The 15,655-nt window shown below is 59.9% G+C and carries 11 protein-coding genes; 8 read left to right on the plus strand and 3 right to left on the minus strand.

Annotation, left to right across the window (positions count from 1 at the left end; genetic code table 11):
- Nucleotides 1–125: 125 nt before the first annotated feature.
- The gene (locus ACWHXD_RS13275) at nt 126–374 is read right to left on the minus strand and encodes a DUF6124 family protein (protein ID WP_138762613.1); all 249 of its coding nucleotides are present in this window, start codon (nt 372–374) and stop codon (nt 126–128) included.
- A gap of 366 nt (nt 375–740) precedes the next feature.
- Between ACWHXD_RS13275 and ACWHXD_RS13280 the strand changes: the two genes are divergently transcribed.
- From ACWHXD_RS13280 to ACWHXD_RS13290, 3 genes are read left to right on the plus strand one after another with little or no spacing between them, the layout of a single operon-like run.
- Nucleotides 741–2,207 (plus strand): S-type pyocin domain-containing protein, encoded by a 1,467-nt coding sequence (locus tag ACWHXD_RS13280; RefSeq protein ID WP_138762614.1) that lies wholly within the window; start codon nt 741–743, stop codon nt 2,205–2,207.
- The gene (locus ACWHXD_RS13285) at nt 2,207–2,671 is read left to right on the plus strand and encodes a DUF6392 family protein (RefSeq protein WP_138762615.1); all 465 of its coding nucleotides are present in this window, start codon (nt 2,207–2,209) and stop codon (nt 2,669–2,671) included. The genes ACWHXD_RS13280 and ACWHXD_RS13285 overlap by 1 nt, the downstream gene beginning before the upstream one ends.
- Nucleotides 2,672–2,727: 56 nt before the next feature.
- Nucleotides 2,728–3,207: a DUF6392 family protein gene (locus tag ACWHXD_RS13290; protein WP_050499413.1), complete on the plus strand. Its 480-nt coding sequence runs from the start codon at nt 2,728–2,730 to the stop codon at nt 3,205–3,207.
- 68 nt (nt 3,208–3,275) lie between these two features.
- On the opposite strand, the gene ACWHXD_RS13295 is transcribed toward ACWHXD_RS13290, so the two are convergent.
- A complete protein-coding gene (locus ACWHXD_RS13295; RefSeq protein ID WP_003190965.1) occupies nt 3,276–4,181 on the minus strand; it encodes an AraC family transcriptional regulator in 906 nt (301 codons plus the stop codon).
- Between the two features lie 72 nt (nt 4,182–4,253).
- Nucleotides 4,254–5,543, minus strand: a complete 1,290-nt coding sequence (locus ACWHXD_RS13300) for a glycosyltransferase (RefSeq protein WP_138762616.1) — start codon at nt 5,541–5,543, stop codon at nt 4,254–4,256.
- A 158-nt stretch (nt 5,544–5,701) separates the two neighbouring features.
- On the opposite strand from ACWHXD_RS13300, the gene tpx reads away from it, so the two are divergent.
- The 5 genes from tpx to ACWHXD_RS13325 all read left to right on the plus strand — a co-directional run bounded on the left by tpx (nt 5,702) and on the right by ACWHXD_RS13325 (nt 15,472).
- On the plus strand, nt 5,702–6,202 hold the full coding sequence (gene tpx / locus ACWHXD_RS13305) for a thiol peroxidase (RefSeq protein ID WP_032892046.1): 501 nt from the start codon (nt 5,702–5,704) through the stop codon (nt 6,200–6,202).
- 231 nt (nt 6,203–6,433) lie between these two features.
- Nucleotides 6,434–7,732, plus strand: coding sequence for an MdtA/MuxA family multidrug efflux RND transporter periplasmic adaptor subunit (locus tag ACWHXD_RS13310; protein WP_138762617.1), 1,299 nt, complete (start codon nt 6,434–6,436; stop codon nt 7,730–7,732).
- Nucleotides 7,729–10,830 (plus strand): MdtB/MuxB family multidrug efflux RND transporter permease subunit, encoded by a 3,102-nt coding sequence (locus ACWHXD_RS13315; protein ID WP_138762618.1) that lies wholly within the window; start codon nt 7,729–7,731, stop codon nt 10,828–10,830. Before ACWHXD_RS13310 ends, ACWHXD_RS13315 begins: the two co-directional genes overlap by 4 nt.
- On the plus strand, nt 10,827–13,934 hold the full coding sequence (locus ACWHXD_RS13320; RefSeq protein WP_032892043.1) for an efflux RND transporter permease subunit: 3,108 nt from the start codon (nt 10,827–10,829) through the stop codon (nt 13,932–13,934). The genes ACWHXD_RS13315 and ACWHXD_RS13320 overlap by 4 nt, the downstream gene beginning before the upstream one ends.
- Nucleotides 13,931–15,472 (plus strand): efflux transporter outer membrane subunit, encoded by a 1,542-nt coding sequence (locus tag ACWHXD_RS13325; RefSeq protein WP_081089377.1) that lies wholly within the window; start codon nt 13,931–13,933, stop codon nt 15,470–15,472. The genes ACWHXD_RS13320 and ACWHXD_RS13325 overlap by 4 nt, the downstream gene beginning before the upstream one ends.
- The last annotated feature ends 183 nt before the right edge of the window (nt 15,473–15,655 follow it).

Raw genomic sequence — 15,655 nt, forward strand, 5'->3', positions numbered from 1 at the left:
GCTTAACACTTGATCGTTCCCACGCTCCGCGTGGTAACGCCGCTTGGGACGCTCTGCGTCCCCGGTGACACAGAGCGTCACGGAATGCATGCCCACGCAAAGCGCGGGAACGATCAGCGCAGTGTTTAACGCTCGATATCAGCCAATACGCGTTCAGCCAACAACCGAGACACCTCAATCAACTGTGCAATACCCAGCGCACCTTCTCGTCGCGAGCCGTCGAGTTTAAAGGCGAAATCGCAGGTGAGGGCGTGGGCTGAGGCGAGGGATTCGCTGAGGTTGACCAGCAGGTCTTGGGTGCAGATGCCGTCTTTAACGGTGAATAGCACGCTGGGTGCTGGATCGATTGGGGGATTTGAGGTGGGTTTGATCATGGTCAAGCTCCGCAGATGTATTAAAGAATCCGGAGAAATACAGGCCGCGACGCCCGACCGCTGAGTGTGCAGCGGTGTACGGAGACTAGAGATGGAGTGTCCTAGGGGCAACCTCAAAGGCTTGTAAGACGTTTCTGTTTTTCCCAATACCTAGCCGAACGGACAGTTGTTTGGCTTTGCACCAGCCAGCAACATCTTTCTTGCGCCAGTTCGGCGCTATTCCCTTTGCACACATCAACGCCATGACCGCGTTTGAGCACCCCTGCGCGCTGAAAAAGGACAATACATGAAGAGCACTGATACGCAAATCCAGCAGGTAACCGGCCCAATCAACGCCTCTCTCAACGACCGCGTGGAGAAGCCGATGTGAAGCGCTACAACATCACCACGGGTTCAACCACCACGGTGGGTGGCAAGGTAACCAGCGGTTGTGAGGGCACCAGTTTCAACGGCGAAATGATCTCGAGGGAGGGTGACCGAGTCGCTTGTCCGGCTTGCGGCACTGAAGGCTTCATCGCGCTTACCGGCCCTCATTTGCACGAAGAGTGGAACGGCAAGCAAGCGGCGCTGGAGGGTGATCTGTGCATCTGCAAATGCGATCCGCCGCCGGAGTTGATTGCCAATCAGAGTTCCAAATCTCAGGAGTTCGGTCCCCAACCTCAACGTGTCACCCCGATTGTAATGAGGCCGACTGCATCCGCCTCTCCCTCTGCGAATTATGCCGCGCCCGCTGCGTCGAATCGTGTCGCTGATGCCTGCGTTTTCGCCAAATCCTGTGTTTCGGTGCCAGCCGGCTCTACGGCCGCGGGCACCGCCCCGGAAAATGCCAAAAACTTCGGCACCACGGCCCTTATGGCCTCAACCGGTACCACGGGCGCCGTCGGCAGGGTAGCCGGCACACTCGGCAGCGACCTTGGTGCCTGGGCTGTACGAGGCTTGGCCGGCGCCAGTTCCGCCCTCAACCTCGTGCTGCTGGCATTCTGGCCACGGGATATCGGTGATTCAACGCTGTACACCCCGGAGCAGTTGGAGGGGATGCGTTTGGCCAGCACGCGAGTGCGTTTCCAGTTTCGCCAGGATGAGTCCGGTGAACTGCGTGTTTATGGCATACATACCAATCCTGGCAGTGGCGCTGACCGTGTGCCGGTTGCACAAGCCCGGTGGAATGTGGACAAAAGCGCGATGGTGGCGGTGCTGGATGGCATCAGCATCACATGGACGCCGAACCGCGGCCCGGTTGTCAGCGTGCCGAGCCCGTATCCCGGAACACCGGAACGCTTGGATAACGTGTTTGTTCATCCGATTGCGGTGGGGCAAGATTCGGCGATCAGTCACTATCCAGGGCGGGATGCAGAAAACATCACCTGGCAGGATACGATCATTTCGTTTCCGGCTGATTCGGGTGTGCCGCCGTTGTATTTGGTGTTTGCTAAGCCGGCGGTCAGGCCGTTGGAGGTTGGGCAGGCAGCTGATTTGATGAGTCGTAGCCGTAAGGATGGGCTGGATATTGACCATATTCCTGCGCAAAAGGTACTGGAAGTAACGCTACTTCAGTGGGATTCCAAAATACCGCGTCGGCAAGTGTTAGATTATCTAAAGAACGCTCCAGGCATTGCGATTCCTTCAGGGGTACATCGGAAGTATAGTGAAACCTATGGAGGGCGCAGTTCCAGAGTCAAACAAAATAAAGACGCTGCTGACCTACGGGCGGCGATAAACAGTAATGTTGATGCTATCAAACGTGGATTACTCGAGGAAGGCTATCCTGAAGCAGAAATTGAGGCGGCCCGAGAACAATTGCATAAACTTAGCCAGAAACAAGGTTGGTACTGATGAATACCTCAACTATCACGCTCTGGATAAAAAATCTGGGGCGCCCTTATGAAGTGTTGGTCTCAGAGGGGGTTATCCCCAATATGCCACTGCAGGAACTTTACAAGGGAAGGGACTGGCTAGATATAGAGCCAGAGGACGGAGTGGAGTTGAGCTTTGCGACTGATTCCAGATGTTTGGAAACGCTATACGTTATTCTTGCTCAAACCGTCGAGGGGCAGCCGGTTTATAGAGGTAAGCTGCCACCGCCGCTAGCGCTATCGATGAATAAGGCTGACATACAAGAGTTGTTCGGAATGCCTCTAGAGTCGAAAGGTCCGACAGAGCTTCCCCTAAATAGAAAAACGGGCGGATGGGATGCATACAAGCTCGACTCAACGATACATTCACGTGCCAAAATGATATTTAAATATGCGCAGGACTATAAGGTTAATACGCTGGTTTTCACTCTTTACGATGAGTGACTCATAAATGTGGTCTTTCCCGTCTGCGAGCGTGAGACTGATATGAAGGAGGGTGAATGGATGTCGTAATGGTTAATCGTCTGATTGCGAGGATAGGCTTTGCCCATGCTGAGCTCTGCGCTGATGGTGTGGTTACTCATGATGCCTTTAAATCATCGATAGTAGATTGTGATAATGAATACTTGATACAGAAGCCGGAGGAGGGAGTTGAGCTATGGTTTCGATCAAAAGATGCGGCTCTCGAAAAAGTTCTTTTTTCACTAATAAGTATGGTTGATGGTGCCCGCCCTTACAGTGGCGAATTACCTTTATCGATGACAGCCAGTATGAGTCGGATCACTGTCCGTAAAATCCTTGGAGCACCTTGTGAGTCGAAGGAACCGGTTAAAATTTTAAGATATCGGGGGTACGGTGGTAGCGACATCTACCGCATGGATGATTTTGGTTATCCAGGTGTTCACGTCGGATTTCAATATCGTAATGACGATATGGTATGTAGCATGGGCTTCTATTTGGGCAATGTGCACCGTAATTGAACATGCTCTGAAAATTAAATTCGACTAAGTAGTAATGTTCACACCCGCAGCGCGTGGGAGTAATCACTTCAAGCCAGATTCTGCTCCGTCAACCGCTGCACCGCCAACCGCCGATAGTGAGACGGCGTCATCCCCTTAAGCTGCTGAAACCGCCGATTGAAGTTGGAAATATTATTGAACCCCGACTCAAAGCACACATCCGTCACCGCCTTGTCCCCATCGGCCAGCAATTCACAGGACTTGCTGATGCGCAGCCGATTGACGAATTCAATAAAAGTGCGCCCGGTGGCCTGCTTGAATACGCGGGAAAAATACGTCGGCTTCATCCCCAGGTACTCCGCCACTTCTTCCAGCGGCAACTCTCGGGCGTAGTGGGCAAAGATGTAGTCCACCGCGCGGTTGGTGCGGTCGATGCTGTGTTCGTCGGCTTGCTGTGGCGTGGTCACGCCGGACAGTAACTGGTAGTCCTCACAGGCGCTCAGCACTTCCAGCAAGATAAAGAAGTGACCCAGGCGTGCCATGCCTTGGGCGTCTTCGATGCGTTGCATCAGGGTCATGGCGTGGGCGATGGTTTTTTTGCAGCGAAATTCGATGCCGTATTGCGCACGTTCAAGCAGCGGCGCCAGGCTTTTGAGTTCGGTGAAGATGTGGCTGCCGTGTTCGAACAATTCATCGGTGAAGTTCACCAGCATGTCGCGCTTGGGCACGACTTCGTCTTCTTCCACCTGGCTGATCCAGTTATGGGGCAGGTTGGGGCCGGTGAGGAACAGGCTTTCGGGGTAGAAGTTGCCGATGTAGTCGCCGATAAAAACCTTGCCGGAGCTGGCGACGATCAGGTGCAGCTCGTATTCCTTGTGGAAATGCCAGCGCACCAGGGGGCAGGGGAAGCCGTGCTGGCGATAGATGATGGACAGGCCGTTGTGGTCGTCCATCAGCTCGTAGGAAGGGTCGGTGATGCGCGTTGCTCGGGTCATGCTGCCGTCGCTTTATTGTGGTTGCTGCGTAGGATAATGCCCCGTCCCGCGCGACCTCGCCAGCGCCAGTGTTTATAGGGTGCGGTTTTTGGCCTCGATCCACTGGGACATGTATTGGGTACTTTTATGCGCGTGATGGCGCAGCATGTTGCCGGTGAAGTTGTCCCGGCGATGGACGGCAAGGTTGCTGCGGCAACGTTCCAGGCATTCCACCAAGGCGGGCCCGTGCACGTCCTGGTCATAGCGCCGGGCCAGGAGTTGGCGCCCTTGTTCCTGGGCCTGGGTCCAGCGCTCGCGGTTTTGGTAAAGGGCCACGGCAGCGGCGGCAAGGGCCGGGGCGTTCTCTGCGATCACGCCGGGCCAAGGCTGGTGGTCGCCCATGGCCTCGGCGCCGATGGGGGTGGTGACATTCGGCGTGCCACACAGCATGGCGTCCACCAACTTGCCCTTGATGCCGGCGCCAAAGCGCAGCGGTGCCAGGCAGATACGCGCGGCGGTCATGACTTGCAGCGCATCTTCGGCCCAGTTCATCACATGAAAACCCTGCGCCGGGTTGTGCAGGGCGGTGGCTTTGGGCGGGGTGTAGGCGCCGTAGATATGCAACTGCGCGCCCGGCAGTTGTTGGCGAATCAGCGGCCACAGGCTGTGCTTCATCCACAGCACCGCATCCCAGTTGGGCGCGTGGCGGAAGTTGCCGATGCTGAGGAAATGCGCACGGTCTTCAAAGGGCGCAAATGCAGCGCTGGGCGGATGCAGCATCAACGGGCACCAGTGGAGCAGGGCGGCCGGCACCTTGAACTGTTCGGTGAGCAGGCGGATTTCCACGTCAGAGATCATCAGGCTGATGTCACAGCGGTAAATGGCGGCGATTTCGCGTTTGGCCAGGTCGGTATCGGCCATGCGCTGGAACTCGTCCTCCAATGCCGGGGCGAACAGGGCGCTGAAGTCGTCGCTGTCGGGGTTGGCTTTCACCTGCGCCTTGAAACGCTGGTGGCGGGCGTCGCGCAGGCTTTGCAGGTCGGAGGTCTCCAGCACCCGCAGCGCGTCGGGGCAGCATTGTTCCACGCGCCAGCCGAATTGCTCCTCCATCATGAAGCGGTCGAACAGCACGATGTCCGGGGCCAGTTCGCGGACAAAGTCATCGAAACTGCTGTTATTCAGTTCGATGGCGCGTTCGGCGATCCCGAGTGCGGGCAAGTCGGCCTTGTGCTCGCCAGTGGTGGCGGGGCTACTGAAGGTAATGTCCCAACCTTGCGTAAGAAAGCTCTCAAGGATTTGCATCATATGCCCGCCCGCAGCCGAGGAACGGGGCTCGGGCCAGACGTAGCCAATGACCAGGACTTTGGTGGCGGGCTGATTCATCGACGAAGGTTTCCTTGAAGGGCAGGCGCAAAGCGCGCAATTAAACCACAACCTCAGGACATGACAATTTGTGTCTGGCGGTAGGTAGCTTCGGCACTTTGTGGTTAACTTCCGCCTCTCGAATTCGTTTAACCAAACCCAGCATAAGGATTCTGTTCATGGCTCAAGTCACTCTTAAAGGCAACCCGGTCCAGGTTGAAGGCGATTTGCCGAAAGTCGGCGCAAAAGCCGCAGACTTCACCCTGACCGCCGGCGATCTGTCCAACGCCACCCTGGCTACCTTTGCCGGCAAGCGCAAAGTGCTGAACATCTTCCCAAGCGTTGACACCCCAACCTGTGCCACTTCGGTGCGCAAGTTCAACGCCCAGGCCAACGACGTGGCCAACACCGTGGTGCTGTGCATCTCCACCGACCTTCCATTCGCCCAGGCACGTTTCTGCGGCTCCGAAGGCTTGGAAAACGTGAAGAACCTGTCGGACTTCCGTGATTCGGACTTCGCTGTTGATTACGGTGTGGCCATTGCCGACGGCCCGCTCAAAGGCCTGACCGCACGCGCTGTCGTGGTACTGGACGAAAACGACAACGTGCTGCACAGCGAGTTGGTCAAGGAAATCGCTGAAGAGCCAAACTACGACGCCGCCCTGGCTGTGTTGAAGTAACTGTTTCTACGTATGACTGTCGTTTGGCAGTAACACGTATGATGCATGATTGCGGCCTGGCCTAGTCCAGGCCGTTTTTATTTGAGCGTCAGCGGCTTAGCGAAATAGCCGGTGGACTAAGATCAAAAGTTAAACGTTGTAAGCCTAAGGTAAATAGCCGGTAAAGGTGCTTTTCTAAACGCACCCCAGTGCTTATCTTTCAGCCTCCCGAAGAAGAAGCTCTCACCCCCAATGGTTGATCACTCCATGCAATCCTCCTCCCGCAACTCCCGCCGCTGGCTGTTTGGCCTGCTCGTGCTGCTGGTCATCGCCGGCCTGTGCTGGAAATTCTGGCCCAGTGGCGCGGCCCATAAAGATGCTCCGGCGGGGCACACGGGCAAGACCGGCATGGCGCGCCCAGGCTTCGGTGGTTCCACCGGGCCGGTACCGGTGCGTGTGGCGCCGGCGGTGCTGGGTGAGTTTCCGGTGTACTACAAGGCCCTGGGGACGGTCACTGCGCTGAACACCATTAATGTGCGCAGCCGGGTGGGCGGCGAGTTGGTCAAGATTGCCTTCGAGGAAGGGCAGATGGTCAAGGCCGGTGACCTGCTGGCAGAAATCGACCCGCGCAGCTACCAGAACGCTTTGCTCCAGGCCCAGGGCACCTTGCTGCAGAACCAGGCCCAGTTGAAGAACGCCCAGGTCGATGTACAGCGTTATCGCGACCTGTACGCGCAGGACAGTATCGCCAAGCAAACCCTGGACACCGCCGAAGCGCTGGTTCTGCAATATCAGGGCACGGTCAAGACCAACCAGGGCGCGGTGGACGACGCCAAGCTCAACCTGGAATTCACCAAGATCCGTGCGCCCATCAGCGGCCGCGTCGGTTTGCGCCAGCTTGACGTCGGCAACCTCGTCGCCGCCAACGACACCACCGCCCTGGCGGTGATCACCCAGACCCAGCCAATCAGCGTGGCCTTCACCCTGCCGGAAAATACCCTGGAAACCGTGTTGGCCCGTTACCACGCCGGCAACAAATTGCCCGTGGAAGCCTGGGACCGTAGCGACGTGAAAAAACAGGCGGTCGGTGTACTGCAAAGCCTGGACAACCAGATTGATGTGACTACCGGCACGCTGAAATTCAAGGCGCGTTTCGATAACAAGGACCAGGCGCTGTTCCCCAACCAGTTCGTCAATGTGCATCTGCTGGCCGACACTTTGAAGAACGTGGTGCTGGCGCCCTCCGCGGCGATCCAGTTCGGCAACAATGGCACCTTTGTCTACAAGCTTGACGGCGACAAGAAGGTCAAGGTCCAGCCCTTGGTGGTAGGTGACACCGATGGCGACAACACCGTGATCAAGGAAGGCCTGGTCGCTGGCGACCGAGTGGTACTGGAAGGCACCGACCGCCTCAAGGACGGCAGCGAGATCGAAGTGGTCAACGCCAGCAGCGAGGTGCCGACCACCCCGACCGAACACCTGCAAGGCAAGCCCGCAGCGAAAGGGGAGACCGGCGCTGACGCTGGCAAGGCGCAAAAGGTCGGTTCATGAACCTGTCGCGCCTGTTCATCCTTCGCCCGGTCGCCACCACGCTGAGCATGCTGGCCATTGTCCTGGCCGGCATCATCGCGTACCGCCTGCTGCCGGTATCGGCGTTGCCCCAGGTGGATTACCCGACCATCCGGGTGATGACCCTGTACCCCGGCGCCAGCCCCGATGTGATGACCAGCGCGGTCACCGCACCGCTGGAGCGCCAGTTCGGGCAAATGCCCGGGCTTACGCAGATGGCGTCCACCAGCTCCGGCGGTGCCTCGGTGCTGACCCTGCGTTTCAACCTCGACATCAATATGGATGTCGCCGAGCAACAGGTGCAGGCCGCGATCAACGCCGCCACCAACCTGCTGCCCAAGGATTTGCCGGCGCCGCCGGTGTACAACAAGGTCAACCCGGCAGATACCCCGGTGCTGACCCTGGCAATCACCTCCAAGACCATGTTGCTGCCCAAGCTCAATGACCTGGTCGACACGCGCATGGCGCAGAAAATCGCGCAGATCAGCGGTGTCGGCATGGTCAGCATCGCCGGTGGCCAGCGCCAGGCCGTGCGCATCAAGGTCAACCCCGAGGCCCTGGCGGCCAACGGCTTGAACCTGTCGGACGTGCGCGCCCTGATCGCCGCCTCCAACGTCAACCAGCCCAAGGGTAACTTTGACGGCCCCACCCGCGTGTCGATGCTCGACGCCAACGACCAGTTGGTTTCGCCTGAGCAATATGCCGAACTGATCCTGGCCTACAACAATGGCGCACCGCTGCGGCTCAAGGATGTGGCGCAGATCGTCGACGGCGCCGAAAACGAGCGCCTCGCCGCTTGGGCCAACGAGAACCAGGCTGTGCTGCTCAATATCCAGCGCCAGCCGGGTGCCAACGTGATCGAGGTGGTGGACCGCATCAAGGCCCTGCTGCCCAGCATCACCGACAACCTGCCGGCCGGCCTGGACGTGACGGTGCTCACCGACCGCACTCAGACCATCCGCGCCTCGGTCAAAGACGTACAACATGAGCTGCTGATCGCCATTGCCCTGGTGGTGATGGTGACGTTCCTGTTCCTGCGCCGGGTCAGCGCCACGATCATTCCGTCCATCGCCGTGCCGCTGTCCCTGGTGGGCACCTTTGGCGTGATGTACCTGGCCGGATTCTCCATCAATAACCTGACGCTGATGGCCCTGACCATCGCCACCGGGTTTGTGGTGGACGACGCAATCGTGATGCTGGAGAACATCTCGCGCTATATCGAGGAAGGCGAGACGCCGATGGCGGCCGCGCTCAAGGGCGCCAAGCAGATCGGTTTCACCCTGATATCCCTGACCTTGTCGCTGATTGCGGTGTTGATCCCGCTGCTGTTCATGGCTGATGTGGTTGGCCGGCTGTTCCGTGAATTTGCCATCACCCTGGCCGTGGCGATCCTGATTTCCCTGGTGGTGTCCCTGACGCTCACGCCGATGATGTGCGCGCGCCTGCTCAAGCGCGAACCCAAGGAAGAAGAGCAGGGCCGCTTCTACAAAGCCAGCGGCGCCTGGATTGATTGGCTGATCGAAGCCTATGGCCGCAAGCTGCAATGGGTGCTCAAGCACCAGCCGCTGACGTTGCTGGTGGCGATCGCCACCCTGGGCCTTACGGTGGTGCTGTACCTGGTGGTGCCCAAGGGCTTTTTCCCGGTGCAGGACACCGGGGTGATCCAGGGTATTTCCGAGGCGCCGCAGTCGATTTCCTTTGCGGCCATGAGCCAGCGCCAGCAGGAACTGGCGAAGATCATCCTCGCCGACCCTGCGGTCGAGAGCCTGTCGTCCTACATTGGCGTGGACGGCGATAACGCCACCCTCAACAGCGGCCGCTTGCTGATCAACCTCAAGGCCCACGGCCAGCGCGACTTGAGCGCCGCCCAGGTGATCACCCGCCTGCAACCGCAGATCGACAAGCTGGTGGGCATCCGCCTGTTCATGCAGCCGGTGCAGGACCTCACCATCGAGGACCGGGTCAGCCGTACCCAGTACCAGTTCAGCATGTCTTCGCCGGACGCCGAGTTGCTGGGGTTGTGGAGCGGCAAGCTGGTGCATGCCCTCAGCCAGTTGCCGGAACTTACCGACGTTGCCAGTGACCTGCAGGACAAAGGCTTGCAGGTGTACCTGGTGATTGATCGCGATGCGGCCTCGCGCCTGGGCGTGAGCGTCTCGACCATCACCGATGCGCTGTATGACGCTTTCGGCCAGCGGCAGATTTCCACGATTTATACGCAAGCCAGCCAGTACCGGGTGGTGTTGCAGGCCCAATCCGGCGAAACCCTTGGCCCGGCGGCCCTCAATCAGATCCATGTGAAGACCACCGACGGTGGCCAGGTACGCCTGTCGAGCCTGGCCCATGTGGAACAGCGCCAGGCACAGTTGGCAATTGCCCATATCGGCCAGTTCCCGGCGGTGATGATGTCGTTCAACCTGGCGCCTGGCGTGGCGCTGGGCAAAGGCGTGGAGCTGATCAACCAGACCCAGAAGGACATCGGCATGCCGGTGGGCGTGCAAACCCAGTTCCAGGGCGCGGCCCAGGCGTTCGAAGCTTCGTTGTCGAGCACCTTGCTGTTGATCCTGGCGGCGGTGGTCACCATGTACATCGTGCTCGGTGTGCTCTATGAGAGCTATATCCACCCGATCACCATCCTCTCGACCTTGCCGTCGGCGGCGGTGGGGGCCTTGCTGGCGTTGCTGCTCAGTGGCAATGACCTGGGCATGATCGCGATCATCGGCATTATCCTGTTGATCGGTATCGTGAAAAAGAACGCGATCATGATGATCGACTTCGCCCTCGACGCCGAACGCAACCAGGGCCTGGACCCGCAGACCGCGATCTACCAGGCGGCGCTGTTGCGCTTCCGGCCGATCCTCATGACCACCCTGGCCGCCTTGTTCGGTGCCGTGCCGTTGATGCTCGCCAGTGGCTCCGGCGCCGAACTGCGCCAGCCCCTGGGCCTGGTGATGGTCGGTGGCTTGCTGGTGAGCCAGGTGTTGACGCTGTTCACCACGCCGGTGATCTACCTGTACTTTGATCGTCTTGGCCGGCGCTGGCGCAAAGAGCCACAACGCCTGGAGCCGGTCGAACCATGAACCTGTCCGGACCTTTCATCCGCCGGCCGGTCGCGACCATGCTGCTGAGCCTGGCGATCATGTTGCTCGGTGGCGTCAGCTTCAACTTGCTGCCGGTGTCGCCATTGCCGCAGATCGACTTCCCGGTGATCGTGGTGTCGGCCAGCTTGCCCGGTGCCAGCCCCGAGGTGATGGCGTCTACGGTGGCCACGCCGCTGGAGCGCTCATTCGGCGCGATTGCCGGTATCACCACCATGAGCAGTTCCTCCAGCCAGGGCTCTACCCGGGTGATTCTGGCGTTCGATTCCGACCGCGACATCAACGGCGCGGCGCGGGAAGTGCAGGCGGCCATCAACGCGTCGCGCAACCTGCTGCCCAGCGGTATGCGCAGCATGCCCACCTACAAGAAGATCAACCCGTCCCAGGCGCCGATCATGGTGCTGTCGCTGACCTCCGACGTGTTGCAGAAAGGGCAGTTGTACGACCTGGCTTCGACCATCTTGTCCCAGAGCCTGTCCCAGGTGCCGGGCGTGGGCGAAGTGCAGATCGGCGGCAGTTCGCTGCCGGCGGTGCGCATCGAGCTGGAACCCAAGGCCCTCGATCAGTACGGCGTCGCCCTGGACGATGTGCGCAACACCATCGCCAACGCCAACCAGCGCCGGCCCAAAGGCTCCCTGGAAGACAGCGAGCGCAACTGGCAGATCCAGGCCAACGACCAGTTGGAAAAAGCCAAGGACTATGAGCCCCTGCTGATTCGCTACCAGGACGGCGCCGCCCTGCGCCTCAAGGACGTGGCGAAGATCACTGATGGGGTGGAAGACCGCTACAACAGCGGCTTCTTCAACAATGATTCGGCGGTGTTGCTGGTGATCAACCGCCAGTCCGGCGCCAACATCATCGAAACCGTGCGGCAGATCAAGGCGCAGTTGCCGGCGCTGCAGGCGGTGTTGCCGTCCAGCGTCAAGCTCAGCCTGGCCATGGACCGCTCGCCCGTGATCACCGCCACCCTGCATGAGGCGGAAATGACCCTGCTGATTGCCGTGGGGCTGGTGATCCTGGTGGTGTACCTGTTCCTTGGTAACTTCCGTGCTTCGCTGATCCCGACCCTGGCGGTGCCGGTGTCGTTGGTGGGCACCTTCGCGGTGATGTACCTGTACGGTTTTTCGCTGAACAACTTTTCGCTGATGGCGCTGATCCTCGCCACCGGGCTGGTGGTGGACGATGCCATCGTGGTGCTGGAGAACATTTCCCGGCACATCGACGAGGGCGTGCCACCTATGAAAGCCGCCTACCTGGGCGCCCAGGAGGTCGGCTTTACCTTGCTGTCGATGAACGTGTCGTTGGTGGCGGTGTTCCTGTCCATTCTGTTTATGGGCGGCATCGTCACCAACCTGTTCCGTGAGTTTTCCATCACCTTGTCGGCGGCGATCATCGTCTCACTGATTGTCTCGCTGACCCTGACGCCCATGCTCTGTGCCCGTTGGTTAAAGCCGCATGTGAAGGACCAGCAGACCGGATTGCAGCGCTGGAGTCAGAAGGTCAACGACCGCATGGTCGCCGGCTACGCCACCAGCCTGGATTGGGTGCTGCGCCATCGGCGCCTGACCTTGCTCAGCCTGTTGGTCACCGTGGGCGTGAATATCGCGCTGTACGTGGTGGTGCCCAAAACCTTCATGCCCCAGCAGGATACCGGCCAGTTGATCGGTTTTGTGCGCGGCGACGATGGCCTGTCATTCAGCGTGATGCAGCCGAAGATGGAGATCTTTCGCCAGGCGGTGCTCAAGGACCCGGCGGTGCTCAGCGTGGCCGGCTTTATCGGTGGCAACCAAGGCACTAACAATGCGGTGATGCTGGTACGCCTCAAGCCGATCGGCGAACGCAAGATCTCCGCCCAGGCGGTGATCGAGCGCCTGCGCAAAGAGGTGCCACTGGTGCCGGGCGGGCGCTTGTTCCTGATGGCCGACCAGGACCTGCAATTTGGCGGCAGCCGCGACCAGACCAGCGCGCAGTATTCCTACATCCTGCAAAGCGGTGACTTGGCCGCGCTGCGCCTGTGGTACCCGAAAGTGGTGGCGGCCATGCGTGAATTGCCAGAGCTGACCGCCATCGACGCCCGTGAAGGCCGGGGCGCGGCCCAGGTCACGCTGATTGTCGACCGCGACCAGGCCAAGCGCCTGGGTATCGACATGGACATGGTCACGGCGGTGCTCAACAACGCCTACAGTCAGCGGCAGATTTCCACCATCTACGACAGCCTCAACCAGTACCAGGTGGTGATGGAGGTCAACCCGAAATACGCCCAGGACCCGATCACCCTCAACCAGATGCAGGTGATCACTGCCGACGGCGCACGGGTGCCGTTGTCGACCATTGCTCATTATGAAAACAGCCTGGCCGATGACCGTGTCAGCCATGAAGGCCAGTTTGCTTCGGAGAATATTGCCTTCGACATGGCGCCCGGGGTTACGGTGGAGCAGGGCACGGCGGCCATTGAGCGTGCGATTGCCAAGGTCGGGTTGCCCGAAGACGTGATCGCCAAGATGGCCGGCACCGCCGATGCGTTCGCTGCGACCCAGAAAGGCCAGCCGTTCATGATTCTCGGCGCGCTGGTGGCGGTGTACCTGGTGCTGGGTATTCTGTATGAAAGCTACATTCACCCGCTGACCATCCTGTCTACGCTGCCGTCGGCCGGTGTCGGTGCGTTGTTGGCGATCTACCTGCTAGGCGGCGAGTTCAGTTTGATTTCCTTGCTGGGCTTGTTCCTGTTGATCGGCGTGGTGAAGAAAAACGCGATCCTGATGATCGACCTCGCGCTGCAGTTGGAGCGCAACGACGGCATGAGCCCGCTGGAGTCGATCCGCAGCGCTTGCCTGTTGCGGCTGCGGCCGATCCTGATGACTACCCTGGCCGCGATCCTCGGTGCCTTGCCGTTGCTGCTCGGCAGCGGCGACGGCGCGGAAATGCGCCATCCGTTGGGCCTGACCATCATCGGTGGCCTGGTCTTCAGCCAGATCCTGACTCTTTACACCACCCCGGTGGTTTACCTTTACCTCGACCGCGCGCGCCACCGCTTCAACGCCTGGCGCGGCGTGCGTACCGATGCTGCCCTGGACACTGCGCTATGACCGACCCAACCAACGCCCCTGCAACCCCTGTAGGAGCGAGCTTGCTCGCGAAGAACGCCCATGCGCCGCGCTCATCCAGAATGAACGCGTTATCGTTGACGGCTTTCGCGAGCAAGCTCGCTCCTACAGTGGGCCTGGCTATGTTGCTCAGCGCCTGCGCCATCGGCCCCGACTACAAGCGCCCGGAGGTCATCGAGCCGGTGCAATTCAAAGAAGCCCAGGGCTGGCGTCAGGCCAACCCGAGCGACTCCCTGGCCCGCGGCGCCTGGTGGGAGCTGTACGGTGACCGTCAACTCAACGACCTAGTGGTACGCCTCAACGCCTCCAACCAGACCGTCGCCCAGGCCGAAGCGCGTTTTCGTCAAGCAAAGGCCCTGGTGCGCAGCTCACGCGGGGCGTTTTACCCCAGCGTTGATCTGAGTGTTGGCAAGACCCGCGCCAGCCAGGGCACCGGCAGCAGCAGTGCCAGCCTCAGCAGCTCCAGCAGCGGTATCCGCGACACCCTCAATGCGCAGTTGGGCGTGAGTTGGGAAGCTGATATCTGGGGCAAGTTACGCCGTGGCCTGGAGGCCAACGAAGCCAGCGCCGAGGCAAGCTCGGCCGACCTGGCCGCGATGCGCCTGAGCCAACAGTCGGAGTTGGTGCAAAGCTACCTGCAATTGCGGGTCATGGACGAGCAGACGCGCCTGCTGCAAGCCACGTTGGATACCTACCAGCGCTCGTTGAAAATGACCGAAAACCAGTACCGTGCCGGTGTGGCCGGCAAGGACGCCATCGCCCAGGCGCAAACCCAGCTCAAGACCACCCAGGCCAGCCTGATTGACCTGATCTGGCAGCGCGCTCAGTTGGAAAACGCCATTGCGGTGTTGATCGGCGAGGCGCCGGCTAACTTCAATCTGGCTGTGAGCAACGACATCCCGGCCCTGCCGCAGATACCGGTAAGCCTGCCGTCCCAATTGCTGGAGCGCCGCCCCGATATCGCCTCGGCCGAACGCTCGGTCATCGCCGCCAACGCCAATATCGGCGTGGCCAAGGCGGCTTATTATCCGGACCTCAGCCTGAGCCTGCAGGGCGGCTATTCCAGCAGTACGTACGAGGACTGGATCAGCCTGCCGAACCGTTTCTGGTCGGTGGGGCCGAAACTGGCGATGACCCTGTTCGATGGCGGCCAGCGTTCGGCGGAAGTCGACCGCAGCGTGGCCAGCTATGACGAGACCGTGGCCAAGTACCGCCAGACCGTGCTGGACGGTTTCCGTGAGGTGGAAAACTACATGGTGCAGCTCAAGGTGCTCGCCGACGAGGCGGTGGTCAGCAATGAAGCGTTGGAAGCCGCGCGTGAATCGTTGCGCTTGACCGAAAACCAGTACAAGGCCGGGTTGATTGCCTACCTGGACGTGGTTACGGTGCAGGCAACGGCCCTGAGTAACGAGCGTACGGTGTTGACCTTGCTGCAATCGCGCCTGGTGGCCAGTGTGCAGTTGATCGCAGCGCTGGGCGGAGGCTGGGACGGCCAGACCTCCCTGGCCGAAAAGCAGTGACCGACTGTAGGAGCGAGCTTGCTCGCGAAAAACGTCAACGATACCGCATGTTTGCTGAATGAACGCGGCGTCTGTGGGTTTTTCGCGAGCAAGCTCGCTCCTACAGACAACCCCGCATTTTGATGTCCGTGGCGTCGTTGAAAACACCCTGATGAAGCCAGCCGATTGACGCCAGAAACGGCG

Source organism: Pseudomonas fjordensis (assembly GCF_976987115.1).

Coding starts and splice junctions, on each gene's coding strand:
- ACWHXD_RS13275 (WP_138762613.1), bottom strand. CDS start 374: ATGATCAAACCCACCTCAAATCCCCCAATCGATCCAGCACCCAGCGTG.
- ACWHXD_RS13285 (WP_138762615.1), top strand. CDS start 2,207: ATGAATACCTCAACTATCACGCTCTGGATAAAAAATCTGGGGCGCCCT.
- ACWHXD_RS13290 (WP_050499413.1), top strand. CDS start 2,728: ATGGATGTCGTAATGGTTAATCGTCTGATTGCGAGGATAGGCTTTGCC.
- ACWHXD_RS13295 (WP_003190965.1), bottom strand. CDS start 4,181: ATGACCCGAGCAACGCGCATCACCGACCCTTCCTACGAGCTGATGGAC.
- ACWHXD_RS13300 (WP_138762616.1), bottom strand. CDS start 5,543: ATGAATCAGCCCGCCACCAAAGTCCTGGTCATTGGCTACGTCTGGCCC.
- tpx (WP_032892046.1), top strand. CDS start 5,702: ATGGCTCAAGTCACTCTTAAAGGCAACCCGGTCCAGGTTGAAGGCGAT.
- ACWHXD_RS13310 (WP_138762617.1), top strand. CDS start 6,434: ATGGTTGATCACTCCATGCAATCCTCCTCCCGCAACTCCCGCCGCTGG.
- ACWHXD_RS13315 (WP_138762618.1), top strand. CDS start 7,729: ATGAACCTGTCGCGCCTGTTCATCCTTCGCCCGGTCGCCACCACGCTG.
- ACWHXD_RS13320 (WP_032892043.1), top strand. CDS start 10,827: ATGAACCTGTCCGGACCTTTCATCCGCCGGCCGGTCGCGACCATGCTG.
- ACWHXD_RS13325 (WP_081089377.1), top strand. CDS start 13,931: ATGACCGACCCAACCAACGCCCCTGCAACCCCTGTAGGAGCGAGCTTG.